At 71.1% G+C, this 13,619-nt stretch carries 13 protein-coding genes; 7 read left to right on the top strand and 6 right to left on the bottom strand.

Annotation, left to right across the window (positions count from 1 at the left end; translation table 11 throughout):
• Positions 1-9: 9 nt before the first annotated feature.
• Positions 10-972 (top strand): electron transfer flavoprotein subunit alpha/FixB family protein, encoded by a 963-nt coding sequence (locus ACFYO0_RS11540; RefSeq protein ID WP_388673657.1) that lies wholly within the window; start codon positions 10-12, stop codon positions 970-972.
• A gap of 80 nt (positions 973-1,052) precedes the next feature.
• Here ACFYO0_RS11540 and ACFYO0_RS11535 read toward each other — a convergent pair whose 3' ends face one another.
• On the bottom strand, positions 1,053-1,961 hold the full coding sequence (locus ACFYO0_RS11535) for an endonuclease/exonuclease/phosphatase family protein (RefSeq protein WP_388673655.1): 909 nt from the start codon (positions 1,959-1,961) through the stop codon (positions 1,053-1,055).
• Positions 1,962-2,174: 213 nt separating this feature from the next.
• Here ACFYO0_RS11535 and ACFYO0_RS11530 point away from each other — a divergent pair, with 213 nt between their 5' ends.
• Positions 2,175-3,479, top strand: coding sequence for a DUF6986 family protein (locus ACFYO0_RS11530; protein ID WP_388673653.1), 1,305 nt, complete (start codon positions 2,175-2,177; stop codon positions 3,477-3,479).
• A 119-nt stretch (positions 3,480-3,598) separates the two neighbouring features.
• Positions 3,599-5,287 carry a protein kinase gene (locus ACFYO0_RS11525; protein ID WP_388673651.1) on the top strand — a complete coding sequence of 563 codons (1,689 nt, stop codon included), beginning with the start codon at positions 3,599-3,601 and terminating at the stop codon, positions 5,285-5,287.
• Here ACFYO0_RS11525 and ACFYO0_RS11520 read toward each other — a convergent pair.
• Positions 5,273-6,034, bottom strand: coding sequence for a hypothetical protein (locus ACFYO0_RS11520; RefSeq protein WP_388673649.1), 762 nt, complete (start codon positions 6,032-6,034; stop codon positions 5,273-5,275). The genes ACFYO0_RS11525 and ACFYO0_RS11520 overlap by 15 nt on opposite strands.
• Before the next feature lie 3 nt (positions 6,035-6,037).
• On the bottom strand, positions 6,038-7,102 hold the full coding sequence (locus ACFYO0_RS11515; protein ID WP_388673647.1) for a LacI family DNA-binding transcriptional regulator: 1,065 nt from the start codon (positions 7,100-7,102) through the stop codon (positions 6,038-6,040).
• Positions 7,103-7,388: 286 nt separating this feature from the next.
• Here ACFYO0_RS11515 and ACFYO0_RS11510 point away from each other — a divergent pair, with 286 nt between their 5' ends.
• A complete protein-coding gene (locus ACFYO0_RS11510; RefSeq protein WP_388673645.1) occupies positions 7,389-8,348 on the top strand; it encodes an ROK family protein in 960 nt (319 codons plus the stop codon).
• Here ACFYO0_RS11510 and ACFYO0_RS11505 read toward each other — a convergent pair.
• The gene (locus ACFYO0_RS11505) at positions 8,305-8,544 is read right to left on the bottom strand and encodes a hypothetical protein (RefSeq protein WP_388673643.1); all 240 of its coding nucleotides are present in this window, start codon (positions 8,542-8,544) and stop codon (positions 8,305-8,307) included. The two genes, ACFYO0_RS11510 and ACFYO0_RS11505, sit on opposite strands and share 44 nt — an antisense overlap.
• Positions 8,545-8,656: 112 nt before the next feature.
• On the opposite strand from ACFYO0_RS11505, the gene ACFYO0_RS11500 reads away from it, so the two are divergent.
• Together ACFYO0_RS11500 and ACFYO0_RS11495 are read left to right on the top strand one after the other, a co-directional pair.
• On the top strand, positions 8,657-8,860 hold the full coding sequence (locus ACFYO0_RS11500) for a hypothetical protein (protein WP_388673641.1): 204 nt from the start codon (positions 8,657-8,659) through the stop codon (positions 8,858-8,860).
• 263 nt (positions 8,861-9,123) lie between these two features.
• Positions 9,124-10,167, top strand: coding sequence for an NUDIX domain-containing protein (locus ACFYO0_RS11495; RefSeq protein WP_388673639.1), 1,044 nt, complete (start codon positions 9,124-9,126; stop codon positions 10,165-10,167).
• A gap of 42 nt (positions 10,168-10,209) precedes the next feature.
• Here ACFYO0_RS11495 and ACFYO0_RS11490 read toward each other — a convergent pair whose 3' ends face one another.
• A complete protein-coding gene (locus ACFYO0_RS11490) occupies positions 10,210-11,565 on the bottom strand; it encodes a dipeptidase (protein ID WP_388673637.1) in 1,356 nt (451 codons plus the stop codon).
• A gap of 176 nt (positions 11,566-11,741) precedes the next feature.
• Here ACFYO0_RS11490 and ACFYO0_RS11485 point away from each other — a divergent pair, with 176 nt between their 5' ends.
• Positions 11,742-12,944 carry a geranylgeranyl reductase family protein gene (locus ACFYO0_RS11485; RefSeq protein WP_388674240.1) on the top strand — a complete coding sequence of 401 codons (1,203 nt, stop codon included), beginning with the start codon at positions 11,742-11,744 and terminating at the stop codon, positions 12,942-12,944.
• 14 nt (positions 12,945-12,958) lie between these two features.
• On the opposite strand, the gene ACFYO0_RS11480 is transcribed toward ACFYO0_RS11485, so the two are convergent.
• A complete protein-coding gene (locus ACFYO0_RS11480) occupies positions 12,959-13,408 on the bottom strand; it encodes a nitroreductase family deazaflavin-dependent oxidoreductase (RefSeq protein ID WP_388673635.1) in 450 nt (149 codons plus the stop codon).
• Positions 13,409-13,619 lie beyond the last annotated feature (211 nt).

Genomic DNA, 13,619 nt, shown 5'->3' with positions numbered 1-13,619 from the left:
AGAAGTCCCATGGCTGAAGTTCTCGTCTACGTCGACCACGTGGACGGTGCCGTCCGCAAGCCCACCCTGGAGCTGCTGACGCTTGCCCGCCGTATCGGCGAGCCGGTCGCCGTCGCCCTCGGCGCGGGTGCCGCCGACACCGCCGCCGCGCTCGCCGAGCACGGCGCGACCCGTGTCCTGACCGCCGACGCCCCAGAGTTCGCCGACTACCTGGTCGTCCCGAAGGTGGACGCGCTGCAGGCCGCGTACGAGTCCGTCTCCCCGGCCGCCGTCCTCGTTCCCTCCTCGGCCGAGGGCAAGGAGATCGCCGCTCGCCTTGCAGTCCGTATCGGCTCGGGCATCATCACCGACGCCATCGACCTGGAGGCCGGCGACGAGGGCCCGGTGGCCACGCAGTCGGTTTTCGCCGCCGCCTTCTCCACCAAGTCCCGTGTCTCCAAGGGCACTCCGGTCATCACGGTCAAGCCGAACAGCGCGGCCGTGGAGGCGGCCCCGGCCGCCGGCGCGGTCGAGGCCCTGTCCGTGAGCTTCTCCGACCAGGCGACCGGCACCAAGATCACGTCCCGTACGCCGCGTGAGTCGACGGGGCGTCCGGAGCTGACCGAGGCCGCGATCGTCGTCTCCGGCGGCCGTGGCGTCAATGGCGCCGAGAACTTCGCGATCATCGAGGCGCTGGCCGACTCCCTCGGCGCTGCTGTCGGTGCCTCGCGGGCCGCGGTGGACGCCGGTTGGTACCCGCATTCCAACCAGGTCGGCCAGACCGGCAAGTCGGTCTCGCCGCAGCTGTACATCGCCTCCGGCATCTCCGGCGCGATCCAGCACCGGGCCGGTATGCAGACCTCGAAGACCATCGTGGCGGTCAACAAGGACGCCGAGGCCCCGATCTTCGACCTCGTCGACTACGGCGTGGTCGGCGACCTCTTCGAGGTCGTCCCGCAGCTCACCGATGAGATCAAGACCCGCAAGGGCTGAGCTTCTCCGAACGTACGAGGCCCCGGTGACCGTCGGTACGGTCACCGGGGCCTCGCCTCATCCCGTGCTCATGCCCGTGCTCAGCCCAGAGTCAGCGACGCCTGGACGGGCAGGTGGTCGCTCGGGAACTGGCCTTTCACGGAGAAGGTGTTGATCGAGGCACGGTGCGCGGTCACGCCGGGAGTCGTGAGGACCCAGTCGATGCGGTCGCCGTCCGGGACCAGTGGCCGGTAACCGTGGAAGGTCGCGTAGAGCTTGCTCCGCTCGGCCGCTGTGGCCCAGGTGTCCACGAGGCCGGCGCCCAGCATCGTGTCGTAGACGGGGTTCTGATGTGCGGCGACGTTGAAGTCGCCGGTCACGATGAGCGGCAGTGACCGGTCGAGGCCCGCGATGCGCTGGGTGATCAGCTGGGCGGCACGCGCGCGTGCGTTCTGGCTCGCGTTGTCGAGATGGGTGTTGAGGAAGTAGAACTCCCGCCCCCCGTCGCGCAGATCGCGGAAGCGGACCCAGGTCACCATGCGGATGGAGCCGCCGCCCCAGGTGTTCGAGCCGATCACGTTGGGCGTGTCGGAAAGCCAGAAGTGGTCGTACTCCACGGGAGTGAGGCGGCGGGTGTCGTAGAAGACCGCCATGAACTCGTCGCGGCTGCCGCCGGCGCGGCCCGTGCCGATCCAGTCGTAGTTCGGTGCGAGGTCGGCCTCGATGTCGCGCACCTGCTGGTAGAGGCCTTCCTGAGTGCCGATGACGTGGAGGCTTTCACGGCGCAGCAGTTCGCGGGTCACGGGGCGGCGGGCGGCCCAGCTGTTGGGTTCGCTGGTGCTCGCGTACCGCAGATTGAACGACATGACCTCCAGGCGGTGGCCGGATCTGTCGGGCGCCGCGGCGGTCGCGGTGAGAGGTGTTGTACTGGTCAGAGGCAGGGCGACCGCGGCGGCGATGGCGGTCTTCAGGCCCAGACGACGCGTGACTCGACTGTGCTTGATGGGCACGGGAGGGCTCCTTCGGTGACGGATGCCGGGCGAGTCGTGCGCACCGCAGTGTCGGAGGTGGGCGTGAACATGTCGAGAGCCCGCGGTGGCCACAGAGGGAAGTCCCGGGGTGGACCTGGGCGGAAGTGGGTGTTGACCAGCGGGAAGGTCCGCGGATAACTTCGCTCTACGGATTGTTGATTCCGGCCAGCGGAAACTGGAGAGGGTGTCGGGATGGGCCAGGGCGCGCAGGAGAAGGTGGCGACGAGTCTCGCGGGCGCTGTCAGCGAGGAGATCAGCGCCTCCCTCGCCCCGGTCGACGCCGAACTGGAGCGCCGCTACCCCGGAGACCCCGCCACCCGCCAGCCCGTCCACACCGTCTACGTCCCCGGCGACGTGTTCGCCGCCGACACCATCCGCTCCTGGGGCGACCAGGCCCTCGCCGCCCTCGACGAACACGCTCCGGACGCCGCTACGTTCGCCGCCGCCCTCGGTCTCGCCGACGAGCTGGCCGAGCCCGTCCACGCCCGCGTACGCGCCAAACTGGAGCACGAGCCCATCGAAGACCTGCGCGTCGACTTCGAGGACGGCTACGGCCCGCACCCCGACGCGGAGGAGGACGAGGCCGCCGCCCGTGCGGCACGGCTGGTCTCGGAGGCGTGCGGAAAGGGCACGGCAGCCCCGTACATGGGCATCCGTATGAAGTGCATGGAGGCGCCGGTACGCGACCGGGGCATCCGGACCCTCGACATCTTCCTGACCGGGCTGATGGAGGCGGGCGGACTTCCGGACGGGCTGGTCCTGACGCTGCCGAAGGTGACGTACGCCGAGCAGGTCACCGCCATGGTGCGGCTGCTGGAGGCATTCGAGAAGGCGCATGAACTCGAGCCGGGGCGGATCGGGTTCGAGATCCAGATCGAGACCAGCCAGGCCATCCTCGCCACCGACGGCACCGCGACCGTCGCGAGGATGATCCAGGCCGCCGAGGGCCGCGCCACGGGCCTGCACTACGGAACCTTCGACTACAGCGCCTGCCTCGGCGTCAGCGCCGCCCACCAGGCGAGCGACCATCCGGCAGCCGATCACGCGAAGGCGATCATGCAGGTCGCGGCGGCGGGCACCGGCGTACGCGTCTCGGACGGTTCCACCAACGTCCTTCCCGTCGGCCCGACTTCGCAGGTCCACGACGCCTGGCGGCTGCACTACGGCCTCACCCGCCGCGCCCTTGCCCGCGCCTACTACCAGGGCTGGGACATGCACCCGCGCCACCTCCCGACCCGGTACGCCGCCGTGTTCGCCTACTATCGCGAGGGCTTCGAGCAGGCCGCCGGGCGCCTCGCCCGGTACGTCAACCGCACGGGCGGCAACGTGATGGACGAACCCGCGACCGCCAAGGCGCTCAGCGGCTACCTGCTGCGCGGCCTGGACTGCGGCGCCCTCGACATCGCGGAGGTGGCGCGTGTGACGGGCCTGACCCGCACGGACCTGGAGGGTTACGCGGCGCCGAGGCGGGGCGATCTGACGGTTTCCGCCAAGTGACCGAGAACATCCTCGTCAAGTAGCGGACCTGTCACAGGAGTTGCCACTGGCGCGTGCTGTCACCCCTGGCACCTAGGCTGTACGGGAGTTGATGGGTGTGTCACAGGAACGGGGCAGCGGTGTCTTCGGGGGAGAACGAACACACGGACGGGATCGGCCGGCTGCTCGCCGGTCGCTATCGGGTCGTGGCCCAGCTCGGACGCGGCGGTATGGGTGTCGTCTGGCGGGCCCTTGACGAGGTCCTGGGCCGTGAGGTCGCGGTCAAGGAACTGCGGACGTACACCGACGCCGCAGCGCCCGAACTGGCCGACCTGGGGCGCAGGATGCAGCGCGAGGCGCGCGCGGCAGCCCGCGTGCGCCACCCCGGAGTCGTCGCCGTGCACGACGTGGCCGAGGTCGACGGGCGTCCGTTGATCGTCATGGAGCTGGTCGACGGGCCCTCCCTGGACGACGTCCTCCGTGAGCAGGGCCCCCGCGAACCGCGCGAGGCCGCCGAGATCGGCGCAAAGGTCATGGACGCGCTGGCTGCGGCCCACCGTGCGGGAGTCCTGCACCGCGACGTGAAGCCCGGCAACATCCTGCTCGACCGCTCCGGCCGCGTGGTCCTCACCGACTTCGGTATCGCGACGATGGAGGACCCCGGCGACGGATCCACCACGCATCTCACCCGTAGCGGTGAACTGGTCGGCTCCCTGGACTACTTGGCGCCCGAGCGTGCCCAGGGCCACGACTTCGGGCCCGCCTCCGACGTGTGGGCCCTGGGCGCCACGCTGTACGCGGCCCTCGAGGGCGCCTCACCGTTCCGCCGTACGTCGACCTGGTCCACGCTCACCGCGATCGTGGCCGACCCGCTGCCGGAGCCAAGGGCCTCCGGGCCGCTGGGCCCCGTACTGCGGGAGCTAATGCAGAAGCAGCCGCAGGACCGGCCGGACGCCGACCGGGCACGCGAGCTGCTGGAAGCGGCGGCGCAGGCGGACGGCCAGGACTCCCCGACCACCAGCCTGCGCGGACCCGCACCGAAGCAACGCGAGGCCACCGGTCGGAGCGTCCCGGCGGTACCGCCCGGCTTCGGGGCTCCGGACCCGGCCGGACCTGGCTTCGGAGCGCCACAGCCGGAAGACCGGGCCACCGCCTCCGACGGCGGCCCCCGGCGTCGTAAGACCCGAGCCCTTCTCGCCGCCGCCGCCGTCACCGCCGTCCTGGCCGCGACCGGCGCCACCGTGGCCCTGCTGACCAACTCCGGCGACTCCAAGACGGCCTCCGGGCCTTCGGCCACCCGGGAAGCCGGCGACTCCCGGTCCTCGGCGGGCGCCAGTCGTGGCACGGTGGACGCGCCGGGCGCCCCCGAGTCCGACCCCACCCAGCAGGGCGATGAGCAGTCCACGCCCACGCCCGAGAAGCCGGGAGGCACGGAGGCCGCCAAGCCGACGAAGGACCCCGCCCCCTCGCCGAGCCCCACCGATGACGTCGGAGCCACAGGCGGCGGCAATTCGGGCGGCACGAGTGGAGGCGGCGCCGACCCCGCTCCCGTCTGCAATTCCATCGGCGACGGCAAGTACAACTGCGAGGTCTGGCGCACCGCCACGTCCTACACCACGGACGGAGCCGCGGTCGGCAACCTCAACGCGGGCACCAACTACTTCTACTGCCAGCAGAACCTCGGCCGCCGCGAGACACACGGCGAGTGGACGAACATCTGGTGGGCGAAGACGGACGACGACAGCGGCAACACGGACGTCTTCATCAGCGACGTCTACATCAAGGGCGGCGACAACGACGCAGCGGTGCCGGGACTACCCGTCTGCTGAGCGTACGTACTTCTCCAGGCCGGAGGCCGTCGTCCACCCCTCCTCGGCGAACAGCCGGGTGCCGCGCATGCACAGTGCCTGGTCGCCCCGCGCCCGGACGCAGAACTCCTCGGGTGTGGAGCCGAACAGCTCCCTCAACCTCGGTGAACCGGCGAGGAGTTCGGTGAGCAGCGCATGCTCGCCGGGATGCCTGCGCGGGGTACCGGAGCCGTTGTGGAGGACGCCCCGCCGGTTGACGTAGAGATGGGCGCCGTCGAGCAGCTCGCCCGACTCCAGCTCGACCGGAACGTCGGCAGCGGGCAGCAGCACACGGTCGTACGCACCCGACGTCGCGGTGACGCCCTCGCTCCGGTCGATGGCGTCGAGCTGCGCCGGGTTCAGCCAGATGAGGAACAACTCCCGGGTGAGTCCGGGAGCGCGGAAGGGCGAGGCGGACACGTAACCGAGCCCGGTGATATGCGCGGAGACACCGATCTCGATACCCGTGACCTTCGCCTTCACCAGGGGGATGGGGGCGGTGACCCCGTACTCCCGCATCTTGTGCCGGAGTTGGGCGGGGCAGGCGTTGGAGCCGACCGAGAGGACCGGGACGCGGTCCTCGAAGGTGAGGCGGGTCAGCGGCAACAGCAGGTCGCCGTCCAGGAGTCCGGACTCCTCGGGCCAGGCGCCCGGGTATGTCAGGGGGTGGTCGCGCGGGGCCTCGGCGAGACCGAGCGCCGCGAGGGTGCGGTGATCCGGATACGTCATCCGTCAGCCCGCCGGCGGCAGTTCGCCGGAGCCGCGGGTGATGAGCCTGGTCGGGAGTTCGAAGCGCTCCGGGAGGGCGAGCGTGCCGTCGAGCCGGCGGAAAAGGCGCTCGGCGGCGGTGCGGCCGAGCTGGGCGGAGTCCTGGGCGACGACGGTGACGCCGGGCTGGAGGAGATCGGCGAGCTCGATGTCGTCGAAACCGACGAGGGCGACGGGCCCGGAGTGTTCGGCGAGGACGCGGATGACGGTGACCGTCACGCGGTTGTTGCCCGTGAAGATCGCGGTGACGGGAGAGGGTCCTGCCAGCATGGCCTCGGCAGCCCGCCGGACTCGCTGCGGATCGGTGACGCCCAGGGACGTCCAGGCCTCGTCGACCGGAATGCCCGCGGCCTCCATCGCCGTGTGGTAGCCGCGCAGCCGCTCGGCGGCGGTGTGGATGCGGGGCATGTCGCCGATGAAGCCGATCCGGCGATGCCCGTGGGCGATGAGATGGGCGACGCCGTCGCGCGCACCGCCGAAGTTGTCGGACAGGACGACGTCCGCGTCGATCTGACCGGCGGGGCGGTCCACGAAGACCGTGGCGACGCCCGCTTTTATCTCCGGCTCCAAGTAGCGGTGGTCGTCACCGGCCGGGATGACGACGAGCCCGTCCACGCGGCGCGCGCACAGCGCCAGGACCAACTCCTGCTCGCGGTCGGGGTCCTCGGCGCTGGAGCCGTTGATCAACAGGGCGCCGTGGGCGCGGGCCACCTCCTCGACCGCGCGGCTGAGCGGGCCGTAGAAGGGGTCGGAGAGATCCTCCAGGACCAGGCCGATGCTCGCGGTGCGCCCCTTGCGGAGCACCCGCGCGCTGTCGTTACGGCGGAAGCCCAGCGCGTCGATCGCCTCCTGCACCCGGCGCTCGGTGTCCGGGGTGACCCCCGGCTCACCGTTGACTACGCGCGACACCGTCTTGAGGCCGACTCCGGCACGCGCCGCGACGTCCTTCATGGTCGGACGGTTGCCGTAGCGGTTGTCGGTTCGGCGGGCGGTCTCGGCCACGATGCGCTGTCCTGTCCTGTTGTCCACGGGATGGGTTGGTCCTGACGTGCTCACTGCGTGCTCAACACGTGCTGAATGCGGGTGTGGCGTCGAGCATAGGGCCTGGACAACGTTGTCAGATGCGGGAGACACTATCCCCCGCATTCTCCGGCCTGCCCTGCTACGGGACCAGTCGTGCTGCCTGACTTCGAGGCCAGTCGTGCTGCCTGTTTGGTCTGGCCGGTGGGCCGGGGGCATCCCTGGTAAGACTTCGGGGGCGGCGCCGCCGCGGGCCGCCGCAGGAAAGACACCGCACCGGGAGACTCAGACACAGATGCACACCGACCTCGTGGCCGCGCTCGACATCGGCGGCACCAAGATCGCCGGAGCGCTGGTGGACGGCCATGGCCGGATCCTCCTGCGCGCGCAGTGCGCCACGCCCGCGCAGGAGGACGGCGACACCATCATGCGGGCCGTCGAGGCCGTGCTCGGCGAGCTGACCGGCTCGCCGCTGTGGAGCCGCGCCACCGCCCTCGGCATCGGCAGCGCGGGCCCGGTGGACGCCTCGACCGGCACGGTGAGCCCCGTGAACATCCCGGGCTGGCGCGACTACCCGCTGGTCGGGCGGGTCCGCGCCGCCACCGGAGGGCTGCCCGTGGAGCTGATCGGCGACGGCGTGGCGATCACGGCCGCCGAGCACTGGCAGGGCGCGGCCCGCGGACACGACAACGCACTGTGCATGGTCGTCTCTACAGGCGTCGGCGGCGGTCTGGTCCTGGGCGGCCGGCTGCATTCCGGGCCCACGGGCAACGCCGGCCACATCGGTCACATCAGCGTGGACCTCGACGGCGACCTCTGCCCATGCGGATCCCGCGGCTGCGTCGAGCGCATCGCGAGCGGGCCGAACATCGCGCGCCGTGCCATCGAGGGCGGCTGGCAGCCCGGCCCCGACGGCGACACCTCGGCCGCCGCGGTGGCCGCCGCCGCCCGCGCGGGCGACCCCGTCGCTCTGGCGTCCTTCGAGCGCGCCGCCCAGGCCCTGGCTGCGGGCATCGCGGCGACGGCGACCCTGGTGGAGATCGACATCGCGGTGATCGGCGGGGGAGTGGGCAAGGCAGGTGACCTCCTGTTCACCCCCCTGCGCGCCGCCCTCCGCGACTACGCGACGCTGTCGTTCGTCCAGCGCCTCACCGTGGCACCCGCCCAGATGGGGACGGACGCGGGGCTGGTCGGCGCGGCGGCGGCCGCGCTCAGCGGGAAGCAGAGCGCGACAGCGGCGGGGGTGGGGGGCTGACGCCGCGCCGTGCGGGGTCGTCGGCGACGCCCTGGACCATGGCTTCGTTGAACTCGGCCCGGCGGTGCGTGGCGTTCCAGTTGTCGAAGCCCATCGGCGGGGTGCGGGCCTGCCCGTCGCCGAGAAGGGGGCCGGTGACGCCCGTCGGGTTGCCCGGGACCTGTGCCGCGACGGAGCCGTGAGCTCGGTGGCGCACAGTGCGGCTGTGGCGAGCGCTCCGACACGCGGAACGTCGGGTGTCCGGGCGTACGCCCGGCTTTGCGAAGGGCTGACCGTGACTCATGCCCGGTTTCGGAGTTGAGCCAGGCATGAAGAAGCGAAGCATGCTCGCCGTCGCGTCCCTCGCCGCCGGATTCGTGGTGGCGGCCGTCACCCCGTCCCACTCACTGGAAGGCGACACCCTCGGCAAGCTCGACGTACAGGACACGCTCGGCATGCTGGACAAGTCGGTCGGCGACGGCGAGGCGGCCGTCAACCCCCTGGTCGAGAACGCTCAGCGGCAGACCAGCTGAGTCAACCCCGGCGCGCGGGGCTGTAGCTCGACATCCGGACAGCTCTGTACCCCCACATTTCTGTAGCTCGACATCTCGACATCTCGGTGTCCCGAACAGAGGCCCGGCCCGCCCACGGCCGGGCTTCCGCATGTGTACGACCCTGTGTCCGCCCGTGTGTCCGGCCCCCTGTCTCCGGGCGGCGGAAGGCGCCCTCATCAGGACCTGGTTTCCGTGGCAAGGTGGAGGGCAAGCCTCAGGGGGTCAACAGAAGAGGGGGAACCGTGACCGTCGTTTGGATCAACGGCGCGTTCGGTGCGGGGAAGACCACCACCGCACGGGAACTGATCGACCTGATCCCGAACAGCACACTCTTCGACCCCGAGCTCCTCGGAGCCGGGCTGACGCACCTGCTGCCGCCCAAGCACCTCGCCGAGGTCGGTGACTACCAGGACCTGCCCATCTGGCGCCGGCTTGTGGTCGACACCGCGGCCGCGCTGCTTGCCGAACTCGGCGGCGTCCTGGTGATTCCCATGACCCTGCTCCGCCAGGAATACCGCGACGAGATCTTCGGCGGGCTCGCCTCCCGCAGGATTCCGGTACGGCATGTGCTCCTCGCCCCGGCGGAAACGATCCTGCGGGAACGAATAGCGGACCGGGAGGTGCCACCCGACCTGCCCGACGGGGAGATACGGGTGCGCCAGTGGTCGTACGACCACATCGAGCCCTACCGTGGCGCCCTGGCCGGCTGGCTCACCGCCGACGCCCACCTCGTGGACACCAGCGCGCTCACCCCGTACGAGTCCGCGGAGCGCATCGCCGACGCCGTGCGCACCGGCGCCGTCCCCGTCTGCGACATCGTGCAGACTCCGGAGCCCACCGCGGAGACCGTAGCCGCCGGGGTGCTCCTCTTCGACGAGCAGAATCGCGTACTCCTCGTCGATCCCACGTACAAGGCCGGCTGGGAGTTCCCCGGCGGTGTCGTCGAACGCGGCGAGGCGCCCGCGCGCGCGGGCATGCGCGAGGTCGCCGAGGAGACCGGCATCCAACTCGACGACGTACCAAGTCTGTTGGTCGTCGACTGGGAGCCGCCCGCGCCGCCCGGTTACGGCGGACTGCGCCTCCTCTTCGACGGCGGACGGCTCGATGGCGCCGAGGCCCGACGGATGCTGCTGCCGGGCCCCGAACTGCGCGACTGGCGCTTCGTCAGCGAGGAGGAGGCCGCCACCCTGCTGCCCCCGGTCCGCTACGAGCGGCTGCGCTGGGCACTGCGGGCGCGGGAACGGGGAGCGGCGCTCTATCTGGAGGCCGGCGTGCCCGTGGGATAGGCGCCCCGGCTCACTCGTCCGTCGAGGGCTGACCGAACTCGCTCAGCCCGCCGCGTAGTTGCGCAGGAACAGCGCTTCGGCGACCGACAGTCGCTCCAGCTCCTCAGGAGACACGCTCTCGTTCACCGCGTGAATCTGCGCCTCCGGCTCGCTCAGGCCGATCAGGAGGATCTCCGCGCGCGGGTAGAGGGACGCGAGGGTGTTGCAGAGCGGGATGGAGCCACCCTGCCCGGCGTACTGCATCTCCTCCCCGTCGTACGCGAGGCGCATCGCCTCGGCCATCGCCGCGTACGCCGGGCTTGTGGTGTCGGCGCGGAACGCCTGGCCCTGGCCGATCTGTTCGGTGCTCACCCGCGCGCCCCACGGCGTGTTCGCCTCCAGGTGGGCCTGGAGCAGCTTGGTCGCCTCGGCCGCGTCCACGCCCGGCGGCACGCGCAGGCTGACCAGGGCGCGGGCGCTCGCCTGCACCGACGGGGTGGCGCCGACCACCGGCGGGCAGTCGATGCCGAGCACGGTCACGGCAGGACGCGCCCAGATTCGATCGGCGACCGTGCCGGAGCCGATCAGCTCCACACCGTCGAGCACCTTGGCGTCCTCGCGGAACTGGCCTTCCTCGTACTGCAGTCCGTCCCAGCGCGCTTCGCCAGTCAGCCCGTCGACCGTGGTCGAACCGTCTTCGGCGCGCAGCGAGTCCAGTACCCGGATCAACGCGGCCAGCGCGTCGGGCGCCGCGCCGCCGAACTGCCCCGAGTGCAGGTTGCCGCCGAGGGTGTCGATCCGGACGCGTACGAGGGTCATGCCGCGCAGCGCCGTGGTGACGGTCGGTACACCGACCCGGAAGTTGCCGGCGTCACCGATGACGATCGTGTCGGCGGTGAGCAGCTCCGGGTGGTCCTCGGCGTACCGCTCCAGACCGCCTGTGCCCTGCTCCTCCGAACCCTCCGCGATCACCTTGACGTTGACCGGGACGCCGCCGTTCGCCTTGAGCGCGCGCAGTGCGAGGAGGTGCATGATGACGCCGCCCTTGCAGTCGGCGGCGCCCCGTCCGTACCAGCGGCCGTCGCGCTCCGTCAGCGCGAACGGCGGTGTCGCCCACGCCGTTTCGTCGAGCGGCGGCTGTACGTCGTAGTGCGCGTACAGCAGCACCGTCTTCGCGCCCTCGGGGCCGGGCAGGAAGCCGTACACCGACTGGGTGCCGTCCGGGGTGTCGAGCAGCGCCACGTCCTGGAAGCCCTCGGTGCGCAGCGCCCGGGCCACCCAGTTCGCGGCGCCCTCGCTCTCGCTGCGGGGGAACTGGTCGAAGTCCGCCACCGACTTGAAGGCCACCAGCTCGGTGAGCTCCGCCTTCGCCCTGGGCATCAGCGAGGCGACGGTCTCGGCGACCGGGTTCGACGACATGGGCACGCTCCTCGTGGGTGCGACGTTGTACGGATGGGTTCGCGCGAGGATGCACGCGCGTACGGGTGCGCATCGTGCATACGCTGCCGATACTCCCACAGCGGAGTCCGCCGAGGTCCGCCGTAGGATGCGTGAGGCAGGAGCGGCAGGCGGCTGGATCGGAGCAGCAGACCATCGTGAGCGGCGAGAACTCTTCGGACGACGCACAGCGGGTATGGGACGTCGTCGTGGTCGGTGCGGGGCCCGCGGGCGCCTCGGCGGCCTATGCGGCAGCGGTCGCGGGGCGCCGCGTGCTCTTGCTCGAGAAGGCGGAGCTGCCCCGCTACAAGACGTGCGGCGGCGGCATCATCGGCCCCTCGCGCGACGCCCTGCCGCCCGGCTTCGAGCTGCCGCTGCGGGACCGGGTCCACGCGGTCACGTTCTCGCTCGACGGCAGGTTCACGCGTACCCGGCGCTCCAAGCAGATGCTCTTCGGGCTCATCAACCGGCCCGAGTTCGACCAACGGCTCGTCGAGCACGCGCAGAAGGCGGGCGCCGAACTCCGCACCGGCGTCACCGTCGCGCGCGTGGAACAGCACGGCTCCGCCGTACCGGACCGGCGCACCGTGGCCGTCGTACTGCAGGACGGCGAGACGGTGCTGGCGCGGGCGGTGGTCGGCGCGGACGGCAGCGCCAGCCGGATAGGAGCCCACGTCGGGGTGAAGCTCGACCAGGTCGACCTCGGCCTGGAGGCGGAGATCCCCGTCCCGGAGACCGTCGCCGAGGACTGGAAGGGGCGCGTCCTCATCGACTGGGGCCCCATGCCCGGCAGTTACGGATGGGTGTTCCCCAAGGGCGACACCCTCACCGTCGGCGTGATCTCGGCGCGTGGTGAAGGAGCCGCCACGAAGCGGTACTTGGAGGACTTCATCGCCCGGCTCGGGCTCGCCGGCTTCGAGCCGAGCATCTCGTCGGGGCATCTGACGCGCTGCCGCGCCGACGACTCGCCGCTCTCGCGGGGGCGGGTTCTGGTGTGCGGGGACGCGGCGGGGCTGCTCGAGCCGTGGACCCGCGAGGGAATCTCGTTCGCGCTGCGGTCGGGGCGGCTCGCGGGGGAGTGGGCGGTACGGATTGCCGAGGCGAACGACGCCGTGGACACCCGGCGCCAGGCCCTGAACTACGCCTTCGCCATCAAGGCGGGCCTGGGCGTCGAAATGAGCGTGGGAAAGAGCCTGCTCATGGTCTTCGCACGCCGTCCCGGCATGTTCCACGCGGCGCTCACGGGCTTCAGGCCCGCCTGGAAGGCGTTCACGGGGATCACCCGCGGGGCGACCTCCCTGGGCGAGATCGTCCGTACGCATCCCCTGGCCGGGCGCGCCCTGACCGCGCTCGACCGCTGACCCGCGGGGCGTGTTCAGCTCTTGACGGTGATCCGGAAGACGGGGTGGTTGTGCGCCGCGGCGAGCAATTCCTCGTCGCTGGACTTGGCCGTGACGTCGCCGAAGAAGCGGCCGACCTCCCAGCCCCACTTCTTGAGGTAGGTGCGCAGGACGACGGGCTTCTCCTCGTCGGGCAGCTCCACGGCCGTGAACTCCTGTGCCTTGCGGCCCACTTGGAGCCGCCCGCCGCCGGCCGCCCGCAGATTGCGGACCCACTCGGAGTGGCCGCGCGCCGAGACGAGGTACGGGCCGCCTTCGTAGGGGAGCGGGTTGACCGGCACGCGCCGCCACTCCCCGCTCTTGCGGCCGCGGACGGAGAGCTCGGCGTTGCCGACGAGACTGAGGCCGCGGCGGGCGAGCCAGCCGATGAAGCGGTTCATGCCGGCCTCGAAGCCGCCGGGCTTGATGTAACGCTGCTGTGCCATCGCGGGACCCCACTTGTGATGTCGGTTGCGAGAGCACTGCTCTCACTTGAGAGCAGTGTGCACGAGATCAGTGATCCAAAGCAAGAGCAGTGCTCTCGAATGTGTGCACTGATCTCGAGAGGGAGCGTTGATCTCGAGGGTGAGCGTTGTGCCGGTGCAAGAGCGTCGATCCAAATCCGGAGCACCGCTCACGTTTGTGTGCAGTGCTCCG

This window comes from Streptomyces sp. NPDC006365 (genome assembly GCF_042870755.1).
In the GTDB taxonomy this organism is placed as follows: Bacteria; Actinomycetota; Actinomycetes; order Streptomycetales; family Streptomycetaceae; genus Streptomyces; species Streptomyces xiangluensis.
This window is presented reverse-complemented; position numbering and strand designations above follow the sequence as displayed.